This window comes from Pantoea eucrina (genome assembly GCF_020079945.1).
GTDB classification, from domain to species: domain Bacteria; phylum Pseudomonadota; class Gammaproteobacteria; order Enterobacterales; family Enterobacteriaceae; genus Pantoea; species Pantoea eucrina.
Genome location: NZ_CP083448.1, coordinates 1,591,380 through 1,607,177 on the forward strand (window position 1 = coordinate 1,591,380; position 15,798 = coordinate 1,607,177).

Consider the following 15,798-nt stretch of genomic DNA (forward strand, 5'->3'; position numbering starts at 1 on the left):
GGGCTTATGCACCACGCAATGGCCGCAGAGATGCTGACGCTGCCCGCTACGCTCAACAGCCTGACCCGTCTCGGCAACGCGCTGCGTCGTTTTCTGCAGCCGCTGCAGCTGCCGGAGAGCTGGATCTACCCGCTCGATCTGGCGCTGTGCGAGGCGGCGAGCAATATTATCCGCCACGGTTATCAGGATGATGCGCAGCAGCACTACCGGGTGCATTTTTCCTGTGATGAGCAGGGCGTCACCGTCACGTTGTCCGATAGCGGGCAACCGGTGCCTGAGGCACTTATGGAGCGCGCGCAGCGCGGTTTTGATGACATCGCTCTGCTGGCTGAGGGCGGCCGGGGCTGGCCGCTGATTTACGCCAGCGTGGATCGGGTCAGTTATCAGCGTCAGCCGGCAGAGAACCAGCTGACGCTGTGGCGGGCGCTACCGGGCGTCTGAGGCGTCTGAAGGTTTAAACAGCTGCCGGACAAACGCTATATAAGCCGGACGCCAGACATCCATCTCATGCCCGAGACCGGCATAGCTGTGCCACTCATGCCGGATTTTCTGCTGCTCCAGCAGCGCCTGCAGTCCGGTCATATCCCGGCCGGTGATAATATCTTCGTCACCTGCCGCCAGCGCAAACAGGCGCAGCTGACGATTGATTGCGGCGGGCTTTTTCAGCTGTGCGGTAACACGAAAGTCAGGCACGGTTTCCGTGGTGACGCCGCTGAAGATGCCGAGCCAGGCAAACCGATCCAGATGCCGCATACCGCTGACCAGCGCCTGGTAACCGCCCTGAGAGAGGCCCGCCAGCGCCTGGCCGCCAGCCTCGCTGCGCACGCGGTAGCGCTGAGCGATACGCGGCATAATCTCCTGCGTTAACTCACGATCGGCTGCCTGCGCGTTACGCGGATAGAAGGTTTCACGCCGGGAGGCGGGCGCAAAGGTCTCGGGGATGGCATCGCTGATATCCGTCTCCGTATCCGGGATCACCACCAGCATCGGGACAATTTTACCTTCCGCCAGCAGGTTATCCATGATTTGCGGGATGCGTCCCTGGGTTACCGCCGACAGCGAGGTGTCGCCAAAGCCGTGATAGAAATAGAGCACGGGCAGGGGATCCGCGGCGTCCGCCGCGCCCGGTGGCACCCAGACCGCCAGCTGTCGCTCGCGCTTCAGCACCTCTGAGTGCCAGGTCAGGGTATGGATTTCGCCATGCGGGACCTGACGCGTATCCAGCAGGCTGCCGGGCACCAGAATCAGGCTGGTATTGACCTGTCGCTGTGGTTTGGGCAGGGAATTGCCGGTATCGATGCTGCGAAAGCCATCTACGTTAAAGAAATATTCATACAGGCTCGGGGCGAGCGGTTCACTGGTAAAGCGCCAGATACCACGCTCATCCTTAGTCATGGGATGCGCGACATAGCGGTCAGGCGTGGCGCCGGTGACCACATCCACCGCTTTTGCAGAGGGTGCCCAGAGTCGCCAGGTTATGCTGTCATCGGTGTTAACTGCGGAGAGATACTGTTCAGGGACCAGCGTATCAGGCGGGCGCTGCGGCAGAGGCTGCGCACCCGCTCCGGCGCTCCACAGCGCGGTGCAGACCAGGGCAATAAGAGAATAACGCATCAGTTTTCCTTACCAATAGACGGTATTGCAAGTGTGGCACAGGCCGCCTGAAAGTGAGAGAAACGGCGAGAAAAGTGTGAGAGCTGCAGGCAATTTGCAGGAAGCGTAGCGGGAATCGCGAACTGCGCTACCTTTAATAACGGGTGCTCACGCGTTAAATAACATCATTAATAGGGGGACAGCGGTGAAAATAGCCTGTTTAGCATGGGGGTCACTGATCTGGAAACCTGGTGAACTGCCGGTGGCCGGCGAGTGGCATGCGGATGGTCCGGCGCTGCCGGTGGAGTTCTGTCGTATTGGCGATGGCGGTGAACTGGCTACGGCGCTCTGTATGAACGCGGCACCAGTTAACGTTTACTGGGCAGTACTGGCGAGCGTTTCGCTGCCGGAAGCGGTGGCGGCACTGCGTCTGCGCGAGGCGATCCCTGATGAGCGTGAAGATGGCGTCGGCATACTGCTGCAGCCGCAGCATACGCCGGGTGTGCTTAGCGACTGGGCGCAGGATCGCTGCCTTGATGCGGTGATCTGGACCGCGCTGCCGCCGCGCTATCAGCACCAGGAAGGCTTAATCCCCAGCTGCGAGGCGCTCGCGCATCTCGCCAGCCTGAGCGGTGAGGCGGCTGAACACGCATTTGATTATATTCGTCGCGTGCCGGCGCAGTTCGACACCGCTTATCGCCAGCGCCTGCAGGCGCTGATCGACACGTCAGCTGAAGTGGCGTAGAGCGGCGTAAAAGTTATCCTGAAGAATTTTGATGCGGTATGAGATGGCACTGTACCGTATCGTTGAACAGCTGATGGCAATATTTGCAGCTGAACCGGAAAGCTATAATGTGCCGGCAGCATTCTGGCAGAAAGCGTTACCGGTTAAAGCAGCGGACATGAAAGAGTATGTGGAGCGTATTCGCCAGGATAAGCAGCGGCGACTGCAGCAGAAAAAGCAGAAGGCTAATGATCTCAACGGAAGAGGTGAGGCGGGTAGCAGGGAAAACGGTCTGACAGAGGTCTGAGGTCATTGCGTCGTTGCGGATGAAATCCATCATTTAACATAATATACATTATGTGCACTTTGGTGGTGGCCGGTAATCTATCGCAGAATAGACATTTATACAGAATCGGCCGCATGTACCTGGGCACCATTAATAGCGCCCCTACAAAACCGTATGCGATCCGGATCCGACAACCGCGCGGGCCTGGGCGCCATTAATGGCGCCCCTACGGGTTTTATGGGCGTGCGTTGAATGATGACGTGTTATCCGGGCGCTCCGGCGAATTTTGTAGGGGGCGCATTAATGCGCTCCTGGTGAACATGCGCCCGCCCCCTGGTAAAAGAACCTGCGCCCGACCCCGGCTCACGCATAAATCCGGCGACCGCCCGGCGGGATTCAATTAGCATGTATTCATGCGTCATCTTTTATCGTGGTACTTTCTGACAAAGTACCTCGGACAACCCGATCGGCCACAGGATGTGTTAAATGAAGATCCTTTCTGTTCAGTATCTGCGCGGGCTGGCCGCGCTGCTGGTTGTTGTTGCGCATAACGCGTTACTGTTACCGGATGGTATGGCGGCGCATATTCCGGGCGCGCTGGGCGTCGATATCTTCTTTATCATCAGCGGCTTTATCATGACCTTTATTACGGCACAATCCGCTGAACGTCCGCTGCCTTTTCTGATTAAGCGTTTCTTTCGCATCTGGCCGGTGTTTTTTCTGGTCTGGCTGGCGGCGTGGACGCTGGTGTATAACGAACGCGGATTCCAGCAGATGGGCTGCGTGCTCTACTTTTGCCTGCAGGATTACAGCAGCACCGGACCGGTATTTGGTTATAGCGCGCTGGGACCACCGTGGACGCTGACCTATGAAGTGCTGTTCTATACGCTGTTCACGCTGGCGATGTGTATCAGCTATCGTCAGCGCAGTCTGGTTTGCAGCCTGATGTTTATCGTTGCCTCCGTCGGTTTTCAGCTGGCCTATAACGGCAGCATTACCCTCTCCTCTCAGGCGTCTCCGGACCTGGTGGTAAATGCCTGGTGGCAGGCGTGGATCAAACTCATCAGCAATACCATTGTATTTGAGTTTATTACCGGCATGCTGCTGGCTGAACTGGTTGTCAGCGGCAACATGCCGGCGCTGCGCACCCGCGGACGACGCATTGTCTGGCTGGCGCTCGCCGCCGCGGCAGGTATCGCATTATTGACAGGCCCGCAGCCATTTGGTCTGCACGGCGGCTACTGGCTCGCCGCCATTATCATGGCTTGCGTCATTCTGCTCAGTGACGGACGAGAGTCAGCGCCGCAGCCGGTGCTGAATTTCCTCGGCAACATCTCTTACTCTCTTTATCTGGTGCACTATCCGCTGCGCCGCGTGCTGCTCAACCAGCTGCCGGCTGACGCCAGTGCAGGCACAAAGCTGCTGATCTTTGCGCTGTCGGTAAGCGGCAGTATCGCACTGGCCGCACTGCTGTTTCGCTATGTCGAACGCTACGCTATCCGCGCAGGTAAAAAGCTGGCCGATAGCTGTTACAGCTGGTTCTCTGTGCAAAAAAGCTGACTGAACAGCTGTGCCAGAGAGCTGAATATCCCTCCCCGTCGGGTGTTTTCCCGCTGATTACGCCTGGCTGGCAGATGAGAGGGTTTAGTATTATGTTAAATAGCCCGGTTTATTCCGGGCTGCCAGCGGCGCGCTTGATTGGTGCGACCACCACGTTGACGCCGTTATCCTGCATGCGACGCAGCAGCGGCAGCGGCGTGCCCTGATTCACAATCACCACGTCAAACTCGCGCAAATCGGCAAAGCGATGCAGCGCGCGCCGGCCAAACTTGGTGTGATCCATCAGCAGAATACGCTTCTGTGCCGACTCAAACATGGCGCGCTTGGTCTCTACCGTCTCTGCTGACTGATGAAACACCGCGTCATCCACAATGGCGGACATGCTGACAAAAAAGATATCCGCGCGCAGCGAGGCGATCTCTTCGCGCGTCATGCGCCCCATAAACGCGTTACACCAGGGGTGATACTGCCCGCCCAACCCCATCAGGGTAATATCCCGCCCGTTACGCAGCTCGTTCATCAGGGTCAGCGAGTTGGTGATCACCGTCAGCGGCGCTTTCGCGTAAAGCTGCCGCACCAGCTGAAATACCGTGGTGGAATCATCCAGAAACAGCGCCTGCCCTGGCTCCAGATAGCTGGCTGCAACTTCGGCAATCGCCTGCTTCTCCTCCAGCTGGCGCGTGGCGCGATAGATATCGCTCGATTCCACCAGGCTGGTTGAGGTAGCCGATACCACCCCACGCGACTTATGCAGCAGGCCGCGTTCGACCATTTCATCAATATCACGGTGTGCGGTCATCAGACTGATGCCAAACCGCGCGGTCAGATCTTCGATTCGCACGGCGCCCTCGGCCATGACCGCTTCTGCGATCAGCTGGCGGCGCGCCTGCTGGCGTGCCTGGCGACTGTCGCCGGGCAGCGTATCCGCCGTGAAAACACCAGGCAGCGTGTCGTGTGGGTTATGCGCCATATAGGTTCCGGAGAGGAGTAAAATGCAGGATTAGTTGTAATTACAGCGCGTTATACCCATTAATGCAAATAACCAATCGCCTGCACCCCGGCCAGCTGCGGCCAGCCGGGGCTGCTGCGGTTATTGTTTAAGCACAAACGGTGAAATGAAGTTGCCGGCGTTCTCTTTGGTGATCAGCACGCAGTCAAACAGCTGTTTTTCAGCCGGTGCGCCGGTTTTTCCGGTTTTCAGGAAGGTATCTGCCTGCTCAATCGCTTTCTGTGCAAACAGCGCCACCGGCTGCATAACGGTATAGGCCAGCGTGCCGGCTTTCACCGCATCGACCGCGTCCGGCGTGCCGTCAAAGCCCCCGACCGTGATCTGCCCCAGTTTACCGGCCTGTTTCAGAGCCGCAATGGCGCCCAGCGCCATCTCATCGTTACCGCTGATCACGCCTTTGATATCCGGATTCGCCTGCAGCAGCGACTGCATCTTGTTAAAGCCCTGCGTGCGATCCCAGTTCGCCACTTCCTGCCCCGCCTTTTTCAGATCGGGATATTGCGACAGTACGGTATCAAAACCGTTGGCGCGGGTTGCCGCATTGTTATCAGAGGGCGGCCCTACCAGCTCAACATAGTTACCGCTGTCACCCACCTGCTTCACCCACTCCATGGCGCCGGCGGCGGCACCCTGCGCGTTGTTTGAAACCAGCTGCGCTTTCGCCAGACCGCTCTGATTCAGCTCTGCGTTTATGACAAACACCGGAATATTAGCGGCAATCGCTTTTTTCACCGAGCCGATGGAGCCGTCAGCGTTGGCCGGATCGAGGATGATCGCTTTAGACTTATTGGTGATGGCGGTATCAATCAGCTGGCTTTCCGCATTGGTATCGCCTTTATGGGCGCTGACTTTGGCGCTGTAGCCAAGTTTTTCAGCCGCTTTCTGCGCGACCTGGCCCTCCGTCAGCCAGTAAGGGTTAGAGGGATCGTTGACGATAATGGTCATCAGACCCTTATCGGCCCAGCCTGGTGCAGCAAAGGTGCTGATGGCGACGGTAGCGGCAAGAATAAGACGTTTGGTAAACATAGTGACTCCGTTATTATCAGGGGACAGGTTTTTTTTACGGATAAACGCGCACCGCAGCGGCGCGCGCAATTCAGCGGCTGCGTCGCCCGTACTGCAGCGTATTCAGTAACACGGCCAGTACAATCACGGCCCCGGTAAACACCGTCTGCCAGTAGGCAGAAACGCCGATAATCACCAGACCATCAGAGAGAAAGCCAATCACGAATGCTCCCAGCAGTGTGCCGCGCACGTTACCGCGCCCGCCGGTCAGCGCCGCGCCGCCAATGACCACGGCTGCAATCGCCGTCAGCTCGTAGGTGGTGCCTGCCGTCGGACCGGCAGAAGTCAGCTGCGAAGAGAGCACCAGCCCTGCCATCGCGGCACAGATGCCTGACAGCACATAAACGCTGATCTTCACGCGTTTCACCGGCACGCCGGAGAGATCGGCGGCACGCTCATTGCCGCCTGACGCATAAAGCCAGCGGCCAAATGCGGTACGACTCAGCAGAAAACCGCACGCCAGCGCCACCGCGCCGAGCACCAGCACGCCAACCGGAATATTGAACAGCCGGTTAAACCCAAGCCAGTCAAAGCCGGTGTTGCCCAGTGATTCACTACCGGAAAGCTTGTTATAGGTCAGACCGTTAGTCATCAGGAGCGCAATGCCGCGCGCCACATACATAGTGCCAAGCGTGGCCACGAAGGCGGGTACGCGGCAGATGGCAATCAGTACGCCGTTCACCAGCCCTACCAGCGCGCCCACGACCAGCGTCAGGATCGCCACGGCCCACACCGGCAGATAGAGCACCACGCCGAGCGCCTCAAGGCTGATGCCCTGCATCATAAAGCCCGCCATTACGCCAGCCAGTCCCAGCGTAGAGCCGACGGAGAGATCGATGCCGCCATTCAGGATCACCAGCAGCATACCGATAGCGGGCAGGCCGAATATCGCCACGTGTGACGCCATCGTCAGGAAGTTAGCTCCGCTGAAATAGTTAGGCGACAGAAACGAAAACGTCGCGATAATTACCAGCAGCGCAATAAAGGCGCGCCCCTCCAGCAGCAGGCGGGCCAGGTTAAGCTGTTTTGTACTGCGGGAGGCATTCGCCGCGGGCGAGGTGGCCAGCGTTTGCGTTTGATCGGTCATACTTTTCACTCCGTTTTTCATGTTATGCCACCAGTGCTTCACCCGACGCCGCCATGATGCGCTCTTTACTCACGCTGGCGTCGAAAATGGCGGAGATACGTCCTTTGCTCATCACCACGATGCGGTGAGCGATGCTAAGACATTCACCAACCTCGGAGGTGGTATAAACCACCGCCAGCCCCTGCTTCGCACTCTCTGCCAGCAGGCGAAACACTTCTGCTTTGGCGCCAATATCGATGCCGCGGCTTGGCTCATCAAGCAGCAGCACGTTGGGCCGCGTCGCCAGCATCTTGCCAATCACAACTTTCTGCTGATTACCGCCAGAGAGCGATCCGATTGCCGCGTCACCGCCTGCGGTTTTCACCGTGACGTTGCGGATGGTATCGCTTACCAGCTGCTTTTCACGGCGGGCTGAGAGCATCAGCCCCCGGACAAACTCACCGATGCTGGCCAGCGACAGGTTCTCCCCTACGCTCATGGTCTGTACCAGTCCGTCGCGCTGCCGATCTTCCGGCACCAGCGCCAGCCCGATAGCGATACGCTGCGCCAGAGATAAGCGGCTAATCTCCGTCTCCTGCAGCCGGATATCGCCGCTGCTCTGCGCGATACGTCCGGCAATGCACTCCAGCAGCTCCGTGCGCCCTGCTCCCATCAGGCCATAAATACAGACTATCTCGCCCGCCTTTATGGTCAGCGACAGGTTGTCTACCAGCCGGATGCCGGTTTTACTCTTCACCGTCAGGTTCTCAACCGTCAGCGCGGGCGGGCCAAAGGCGTAACCCTGCGGCGGCGAGCCGAGATCGAAATGCTCCCCCACCATGTTGCGTACGATCCACTCAAGATCGATATCGCTGCGCTCTGCCCAGGCGGTCATCACGCCGTCACGCAGCACAACGGCGCGGTCGGTGATCTCCAGCGCCTCCTCCAGATGATGGGAGATATAAACGATGGCGACGCCCTGGCTGGTGAGATCGCGGATCACCTGAAACAGCACCCGGACTTCGGCGGCGCTCAGAGCCGAGGTCGGTTCATCCATGATCAGGATCTGCGAATTTACCGACAGCGCCCGGGCAATCTCCACAATCTGCTGCTGGCCGAGACGCAGGTTCTCGACCGGCGTCAGCGGATCGATATCCTCTTCGAGCGCCGCCATCAGGTGCCGGGTCAGCCGTGCCTCTTCGTCGTAGTCAACGCCGGTAGCCCCCATGATTTCGCGTCCCATGAAGATGTTGTCACGGACATTCATATTGGGCGCGAGATTCAGCTCCTGATGAATAATCGAGATACCGCAGCCGCGCGCCTCGGTGGCGGAGTGAAATAGCTTACTTTCGCCATTGAGCAAAATTTCCCCGGATGTTGGCGTAATCACGCCGGATAAAATCTTCATTAAGGTCGACTTGCCGGCGCCGTTTTCACCAAACAGCGTGGTGACTTCGCCGCGGCGTATCTCAAAGTTCACGCCTTTTAGCGCATGCGTTGAGCCATACACCTTGCTGACGTTACGCGCCTGCAGCACCACTTCACCTTTTAACAGCGCCGGATTAACAGGAAAGGGTTTCATTTAACCTCCACGCTGACCGGTGTGATCAGCCAGTTACTGGCATTAAGGAGGCGAAACACCCCGATGACCTCCACGGTCTTGCCCGGCAGCGCGTTGCGGTCAAGCTTCTCCAGAACGCTTTTTTTTATGGCGCGGTTCAGCGCTGCCCCGGCGTTCTGATACTCAATCTGGTTGGTAAAATCGCCGAACTGAATAGTGCCGCTGGCGTCGCGCAGATCGGTACCGCTCAGGGCCGGCCCGGTCTGCAGGCGTACTTTCAGGCTCTCCGGCACGCCGGCGACCTGCAGCGGAAAAATCCCCTTCTCTCCCGGCTGCACCACGCCCTCCAGCCTGACCGGGATCACCGGCAGCGGCGAGCCGACACCATACTGCGCGGCGGCGGCCTGCTGGTTCGCCTGCAGCGCTGCGGCCAGCGTTTGCGCCGCAACGGCGCGACGCTCCACGCTCTGCTTCACCTCAGGAAAGTGCTGTTCCGCCCAGCTGTCTGGTGAAAAGCCCTGCTGCGTCTGCCCGGCGGCGTCGGTTCTGACAACGTGGGTATCCAGAGCAATGCCGGCTATGACGGCACAGCTCAGCACGGCGGTCAGCAGCAGGCGACGCCTGCGCTGCCGGTCAAGCTGGTGTGCGAGCACTGAAACATCAGACATAACGACACCTCATCGGGTTAACAGCCCGGAATTAACGCTGGCTGTGTTATATATGTGATAACTAATGTGATGAGAATTGTGCTGATGTGACTAAAATGTCAACAGCCCGGCGGCGATTTTTTCAGGAGAGCGATCTGGATCGCTGTTTGAACCGCAACCGCTGATAAAGGTTTAAATTCCCTTATGTCAGGGATGCTGGCGAGGATAAGTTGTCTGGAGGTGACTCAGTTGGGCGGTGATTTCGTGATCCTGCTCGCTAAGTGGGATGAAATATTTTACCTGGATTGAAATTTAATACGAAAGATATGTTATCTAAGTGAGAAAAGAAGTATCACTAGCAGCAGCATAATAATCACACGCCGTTAACACGGCATACGGCGGGATCGCAGGCAGCCCGCAGCACATACCAGGTGGAGGTGTCGGTGGAGAGTGGCGATATCATTGTGGGCCTGGATTCAGGTACCTCGGTGGTCAAGGCGGTAGCCTTTGATTTGACCGGCAAACAGCTGGCCTGCGCGTCGGTACGTAACCGCTATTATCGCGCAGCAGGTGGCGCAGCGCAGCAGTCGATGTCACAAACCTGGCAGGATGCGGCCAGCGCCCTGCGTCAGCTCGGCGACCATATCGACAACCTGGCCGCCCGCGTAGTGGCGTTAGCCGTGACGGCTCAGGGGGACGGCAGCTGGCTGGTGGATGCGGAAGATCGGCCAGTGGGTGACGCCTGGATCTGGCTCGATGCCCGGGCGGCCCCCACGGTGGCCACGCTGAATCAGCACCCGCTGGCGCAGGCGCGCTTTAGCGCAACCGGCACCGGACTCAATACCTGCCAGCAGGGGGCGCAGCTGGCACACATGGACAGGCACTTTCCTGAACTGCTGGCAAAGGCTGACGTCGCGCTGCACTGCAAAGACTGGCTCTATCTTAACCTGACCGGTGTACGCGCCACCGACCCGTCTGAGGCGAGTTTTACCTTTGGCAACTTTCGTCACGCCGGCTATGACGACACCGTGATTGACGCGCTGGGGCTGACGCACCGGCGTCATCTGCTGCCGGAGATTGTTGAGGGCACAGAGACCACGCATCCCCTGACCCGCGAGGCGGCAGCGCTGACGGGCCTGCGGGCCGGGACCCCGATAGTGCTGGGCTATGTGGATATGGCGATGACGGCGCTGGGCGCGGGCGTCCACACCGGCGAGGCCAATACCGCCTGTTCGATTGTGGGTTCAACCGGCGTCCATCTGCGCAGCGTTACTGTTGATGATGTCTGGCTCAATCCGGCGCAGACCGGCTACGTGATCCCGCTGCCGTGGCCCGGTTATGTCACGCAGGTTCAGACCAATATGGCCTCGACGCTGAATCTGGACTGGCTGCTGAATGTCGCCGGAGACCTGCTGCAGAGCTTTGGCTGCGAAACCGATCACGCCCGGCTGGTGGCGCAGATTGATAGCTGGCTGACGCACACCACACCCGGCACGCTGCTGTTTCATCCCTATATTTCACTGGCGGGCGAACGCGGTCCCTTCGTGAATGCCAGCGCGCGTGCCGGTTTTACCGGCCTGCACTATCAGCACACTTTTGGAGACCTGGTGCGCGGCGTGGTAGAGGGAATTGGTATGGCGGCGCGCGACTGCTACCAGGCGATGGGTCAGGATCGGCCCGGCGAGATCCGTCTGACCGGCGGTGCGGTGCGTTCAGCACCGCTGCGGCAGATCCTCGCGGCGGCTATCGGTGCCCCGGTGCGTATCAGTCAGCGTGAAGAAGCGGGCGCGGCCGGCGCGGCAATGATGGCCGCGGTTGCAGTGGGCGCGTTCTCTTCTATGGCCGCGTGTGCCGAAACCTGGGTCCGCCCGCTGCTTGACGCGCCGGAAACGCCGCAGCCCGATCTGATGCAGCGCTATGACGCGCTGTTTCCTCATTATCAGCAGATCCGCAGCGATCTGCCGGCCTGCTGGCAGGCGCTGAATACCTGTAACGGAGTCAATCATGAGTGACACTATGCTGGATCTGTTTGTTATTGGCGGCGGCATTAACGGCGCCGGTATCGCCCGCGATGCCGCCGGTCGCGGCCTGTCGGTGGCGATGTGTGAAAAAGACGATCTGGCGCAGGGCACCTCCTCCCGCTCCGGGAAGCTGGTGCACGGCGGCCTGCGCTACCTGGAGTATTATGAGTTCCGGCTGGTGCGCGAAGCGCTGATTGAGCGGGAAGTGCTGCTGAATGCTGCCCCGCATATTATCTGGCCGATGCGCTTTGTGCTGCCGCACAGCCCCTCCGATCGCTCTGCCTGGCTGGTACGGCTCGGCCTCTTCTTCTATGACCATCTGGGCGGCCGTAAGAAACTGCCCGGTACGCGCTCACTCGATCTGACGCGCGATCCCGAAGGCGCCCCGCTGCTCGACAGCTATAAAAAAGGGTTTGAGTACTCCGACTGCTGGGTCGATGACGCGCGGCTGGTGGTGCTGAACGCGCTGGATGCCGCTGAGCGTGGCGCAACCATTCTGCCGCGCACGCGCTGCGTTGCCGCACAGCGCCTGGCCGGCAAGTGGCAGATAACCCTTGAAGATGTCAGCAGCGGCGAGCGCCGCACGCTGTTTGCGCGGGCAATCGTCAACGCGGCGGGACCCTGGGTGCTGGACATTGTCAGCGACGTGACGCAGAGCCACAGCCAGCGCCGGGTGCGTCTGGTGAAAGGCTCACACCTTATCGTGCCTAAATTCTGGGAGGGTCAGCAGGCGTATCTGGTGCAGAACACCGATAAGCGCGTGATTTTTATCAATCCTTATGAAGGCGATAAAGCGCTGATTGGCACGACGGATATTCCGTGGGAAGGCAAAGCGGAAGCGGTGACCGCCGACGATACGGAACAACAGTATCTGTTAGACGTCGTTAACCGCTACTTCAAAGTTAAGCTGCGCCCGGCTGACGTTATTACCCGCTTCTCCGGCGTGCGTCCGCTGTTTGACGACGGCAAAGGCAACCCCTCCGCGGTGACGCGCGACTACGTGTTTGACCTCGATAACCAGCAGGATGCGCCGCTGCTGCACGTCTTCGGCGGGAAAATCACTACATTCCGCAAGCTGGCAGAGCACGCCCTGCAGAAGCTAGCCCCCTTCTTTCCGCAGATGGGCGCTGACTGGACGCGTGCGGCCACGCTGCCGGGAGGCGATATGGCTGACGCCGACTTTGAAACCTTTCTTGAACAGTGCAAAGCGCGCTGGCCATGGCTGCCGCAGCCGCTGCGTAAACACTACGCCCGTCTTTATGGAACGCGCATCGCACAGCTGCTGGCAGATGCAACGGCGCTGAGCGATCTGGGACGCCATTTTGGCGGACTGCTGTATGAAGCAGAAGCACGCTATCTGGCTGACCACGAGTGGGCGCAGCAGGCGGAGGATATTCTGTGGCGGCGCACTAAACATCAGCTGCACCTTACCCCGGCGCAGCGCGATGCGTTCATCACCTGGTTTGAATCGGCTTCCGCGCGCGTGATCCCGCTGCGCGCCCGTGCCGGACAGGAGAACTGATATGGCCCTGACTCTTTCGCTTAATACGAATCCGCTGGTTAACCGCTTTGCCGATCCGCACGACTTAATTATCACGGTGGCGGAACAGATCCGCATTCGCGACCTGCAGCTGACCCATGAATTTATCAATCCGGGCTGGCCTGCCGCGACGATAACCGCAATGACGCGTCGTATGCAGCAGGCGCTGAACGCCACCGGCGTGCGCGTCACCTCCGGTATGACCGGCCCCTACGGGCGACTGAACCACTTTGGTCATCCCGATGCTGCGGTGCGCCGCTACTATATTGACTGGTTCAAAACCTTTGCGGATATCACCGCTGAACTGGGCGGTGTGGCTATCGGCTCGCAATTTGCCATTTTTACGCAGCGCGACTTCCGGGACGCAGAGCGCCGCGAAACGCTTATCGATATCGCCACTGACTGCTGGCAGGAGGTCGCTGAACATGCGCGCGCGGCGGGGCTGAAATATCTTTTCTGGGAGCCGATGAGTGTGGCGCGCGAGTTTGGCGAAACCATTCCCGCCGCGCTGGCACTGCAGCAGCGCCTGAGCCAGCGCGATTTTGCCCTGCCAATGTGGATGATGGCGGATATTGATCACGGTGATGTGACCTCGGCCGATCCGCAGGATTACGATCCTTACGCCTGGGCCGAAGCGGTGCCGCGCTGCTCACCGATCATTCATATCAAGCAGAGCATGATGGATAAAGGCGGGCATCGTCCGTTTACAATGCAGTACAATGACGGCGGCCGTATTCAGCCGCAGCCGCTGCTGGAGGCGCTGGCGCGTGGTGGCGCGCAGGATAATGAAATCTGCCTGGAGCTGAGTTTCAAAGAGCGCGAGCCCACCGACAGTCGCGCCGTGGCGGAGATCGCAGAGAGCGTGGCTTTCTGGGCCAGCCATATTGAAACCGGCGTGGCGGACCTGCATCTGGCGACGCACCGGCCCGCCGGAGCGCACAGCTAAACACGCGGGCCGGAGCCCGCGTCGTCTTCTACTCTGAATGGACAAAGACATGAAATCCGCACCTGCTTCTGCCGATCGTGATGACTCTCTGGCGCTGCGTGCGGCCTGGCTGCACTACGTAGGCGGCCTGACTCAGGCTGAGGTCGCTAAACGACTGGGGCTGCCTTCGGTAAAAACGCACCGCCTGATTGCGCGCATGGTGGCGGAAGGCGCAGTAAAAATCACCATTGATGGCGATATTCTCGACTGCGTGGCGCTGGAGGATAAGCTGCGTCAGCACTTTGGCCTGCGGTTTTGTCAGGTTGCGCCCGATCTGGGTGAGACCGGGCTGCCGGTGCGGGCGCTGGGGATGGCTGGCGCGGACTATCTGCGCCAGCTGCTGCTCGGCGCGCCCGCGATTACGCTCGGGCTGGGGCATGGCCGTACCCTCTCCGCGGCGATCCATCAGCTGGCGCGCCTTGAGGCACCACAGGCGCGTTTTGTGTCGCTGCTGGGCTGCCTGACGCGCAACTATGCGCTCAACCCGCATGATGTTATGCACCGCATCGCCGCCAAAACCGGCGCGCAGTCTTACATGATGCCGGTGCCGTTCTTTGCGAACACTGAAGAAGATCGCGATGTTCTGCTGGCGCAGCGCGGCGTCAGCGAGATTTTTGATATGGCCGCGCGCAGTGAGGTCAAGCTGGTCGGTATCGGGACGGTAGAGCCGGCGGCTCAGCTGGTTGAAGCCGGCATGCTCGAAGAGGCGGAGATCAACGCCCTCTCTGCAGCCGGCGCGGTGGGAGAATTGCTGGGCCACTTTTTTGCCGCCGACGGCACGCTGATCCACAACTCACTGACGGCGCGGACACTTTCCGTGCCGCTCAGCCAGAACCGCAGTGAGATTGTGGCGCTGACGGGTGGCCTGAGTAAAGTGGCGGCTATTCGTGCCGTGCTGAGCAGCGGTCAGCTCTCCGGGCTGATCACTGATGAGGTCACGGCACAGGCGCTACTGATATAACGCTGACCGGTCAGTAAAATAGCGCTCTGCACCGCCAGGTTAAATCTGCGTGACCTCCGTTCCCTGCGCCGTCAGCAGCGCCTGAGCGGCCGGATCAAGCTCGCTGTCGGTAATCAGCTGCCTGAACGGCTGATGCGGCGCCAGCGCATAAGGGTGGATCTGACCAAATTTAGAGGAGTCGGTCAGCGCAATAGTGTGCGCAGGCTTTTCCAGCAGCGCATGAACCACATCGCAGCGCAGCATGTTGCGCCCGGTAAAGCCGGTGGCGCGATCCCAGCCATCAATGCCGATAAAGACTTTATGAAAGCTGAGCTGCTGAATACAGAGCCGGGTCAGCGGACCGACCACCGACTCACTGCTTTTCTGAAACAGACCGCCGAGAATAATGACGTCGCCGCCCTTTTCACGCAGCAGGCCGGCAATATAGTGGCTTACCGTGACCAGCGTAACGTCATGCCGCTCGCTCAGCGCCTGTGCCAGCAGCGCATTGGTGCTGCCCCCCTCAATAAATACCGTTTCCCCTGCATTCACCAGAGAGGCGGCATAATCGGCCAGCCGTTTTTTTACGGCAAGGCGGGTTTGCATCCGGGCGCTGACGTCGTCACCGCCCGCAGCAACGGCGGAGCCATGCACCCGACGCAACAGCCCCTCTTTTTCCAGCTGGTTAAGATCCTGGCGCATCGTGACTTCAGAGACGCCGGTGGTCAGCGCCAGCTCGCTGACGCTGACGCTGCCGCGCGCGCTGAGCAGCTCGATAATTGACTGATGACGTGCGTTCAT

Annotated in this window: 15 protein-coding genes; 8 read left to right on the forward strand and 7 right to left on the reverse strand. The window is 59.6% G+C overall.

Going from position 1 to position 15,798, the window contains the following annotated elements; genetic code table 11:
• The first annotated feature begins 6 nt into the window (after positions 1 to 6).
• Entirely contained in the window at positions 7 to 441 is a 435-nt protein-coding gene (locus LAC65_RS07440) for an ATP-binding protein (protein ID WP_052246490.1), read from the forward strand.
• On the opposite strand, the gene LAC65_RS07445 is transcribed toward LAC65_RS07440, so the two are convergent.
• Complete coding sequence (locus LAC65_RS07445; protein WP_082032658.1) at positions 427 to 1,614, reverse strand: esterase; 1,188 nt, start codon at positions 1,612 to 1,614, stop codon at positions 427 to 429. The genes LAC65_RS07440 and LAC65_RS07445 overlap by 15 nt on opposite strands.
• Positions 1,615 to 1,798: 184 nt before the next feature.
• Here LAC65_RS07445 and LAC65_RS07450 point away from each other — a divergent pair, with 184 nt between their 5' ends.
• The 3 genes from LAC65_RS07450 to LAC65_RS07460 all read left to right on the forward strand — a co-directional run bounded on the left by LAC65_RS07450 (position 1,799) and on the right by LAC65_RS07460 (position 4,163).
• Entirely contained in the window at positions 1,799 to 2,338 is a 540-nt protein-coding gene (locus LAC65_RS07450; RefSeq protein ID WP_039384358.1) for a hypothetical protein, read from the forward strand.
• Positions 2,339 to 2,381: 43 nt separating this feature from the next.
• Entirely contained in the window at positions 2,382 to 2,624 is a 243-nt protein-coding gene (locus LAC65_RS07455) for a hypothetical protein (RefSeq protein WP_139239670.1), read from the forward strand.
• A 465-nt stretch (positions 2,625 to 3,089) separates the two neighbouring features.
• On the forward strand, positions 3,090 to 4,163 hold the full coding sequence (locus LAC65_RS07460) for an acyltransferase family protein (protein WP_039384360.1): 1,074 nt from the start codon (positions 3,090 to 3,092) through the stop codon (positions 4,161 to 4,163).
• Between the two features lie 109 nt (positions 4,164 to 4,272).
• On the opposite strand, the gene LAC65_RS07465 is transcribed toward LAC65_RS07460, so the two are convergent.
• The 5 genes from LAC65_RS07465 to LAC65_RS07485 form a co-directional block, all read right to left on the reverse strand.
• A complete protein-coding gene (locus LAC65_RS07465) occupies positions 4,273 to 5,133 on the reverse strand; it encodes a DeoR/GlpR family DNA-binding transcription regulator (RefSeq protein WP_039384361.1) in 861 nt (286 codons plus the stop codon).
• Positions 5,134 to 5,253: 120 nt separating this feature from the next.
• Positions 5,254 to 6,198 carry a D-ribose ABC transporter substrate-binding protein gene (locus LAC65_RS07470; RefSeq protein ID WP_039385896.1) on the reverse strand — a complete coding sequence of 315 codons (945 nt, stop codon included), beginning with the start codon at positions 6,196 to 6,198 and terminating at the stop codon, positions 5,254 to 5,256.
• A gap of 70 nt (positions 6,199 to 6,268) precedes the next feature.
• Entirely contained in the window at positions 6,269 to 7,324 is a 1,056-nt protein-coding gene (locus LAC65_RS07475) for an ABC transporter permease (protein ID WP_039385910.1), read from the reverse strand.
• A 22-nt stretch (positions 7,325 to 7,346) separates the two neighbouring features.
• The gene (locus tag LAC65_RS07480) at positions 7,347 to 8,885 is read right to left on the reverse strand and encodes a sugar ABC transporter ATP-binding protein (protein WP_052246491.1); all 1,539 of its coding nucleotides are present in this window, start codon (positions 8,883 to 8,885) and stop codon (positions 7,347 to 7,349) included.
• Positions 8,882 to 9,532: a DUF2291 family protein gene (locus tag LAC65_RS07485; RefSeq protein WP_039384362.1), complete on the reverse strand. Its 651-nt coding sequence runs from the start codon at positions 9,530 to 9,532 to the stop codon at positions 8,882 to 8,884. The genes LAC65_RS07480 and LAC65_RS07485 overlap by 4 nt, the downstream gene beginning before the upstream one ends.
• A gap of 422 nt (positions 9,533 to 9,954) precedes the next feature.
• Here LAC65_RS07485 and LAC65_RS07490 point away from each other — a divergent pair, with 422 nt between their 5' ends.
• The 4 genes from LAC65_RS07490 to LAC65_RS07505 are packed head-to-tail and all read left to right on the forward strand — an operon-like array spanning position 9,955 to position 15,018.
• Positions 9,955 to 11,523: an FGGY-family carbohydrate kinase gene (locus LAC65_RS07490; RefSeq protein ID WP_039385928.1), complete on the forward strand. Its 1,569-nt coding sequence runs from the start codon at positions 9,955 to 9,957 to the stop codon at positions 11,521 to 11,523.
• Positions 11,516 to 13,054, forward strand: a complete 1,539-nt coding sequence (locus tag LAC65_RS07495) for a glycerol-3-phosphate dehydrogenase (RefSeq protein WP_224144852.1) — start codon at positions 11,516 to 11,518, stop codon at positions 13,052 to 13,054. The genes LAC65_RS07490 and LAC65_RS07495 overlap by 8 nt, the downstream gene beginning before the upstream one ends.
• A 1-nt stretch (position 13,055) precedes the next feature.
• The gene (locus LAC65_RS07500) at positions 13,056 to 14,018 is read left to right on the forward strand and encodes a sugar phosphate isomerase/epimerase family protein (protein WP_039384364.1); all 963 of its coding nucleotides are present in this window, start codon (positions 13,056 to 13,058) and stop codon (positions 14,016 to 14,018) included.
• Positions 14,019 to 14,067: 49 nt separating this feature from the next.
• Positions 14,068 to 15,018, forward strand: a complete 951-nt coding sequence (locus LAC65_RS07505; RefSeq protein ID WP_039385931.1) for a sugar-binding transcriptional regulator — start codon at positions 14,068 to 14,070, stop codon at positions 15,016 to 15,018.
• A gap of 39 nt (positions 15,019 to 15,057) precedes the next feature.
• On the opposite strand, the gene LAC65_RS07510 is transcribed toward LAC65_RS07505, so the two are convergent.
• On the reverse strand, positions 15,058 to 15,798 hold the full coding sequence (locus tag LAC65_RS07510; protein WP_039384365.1) for a DeoR/GlpR family DNA-binding transcription regulator: 741 nt from the start codon (positions 15,796 to 15,798) through the stop codon (positions 15,058 to 15,060).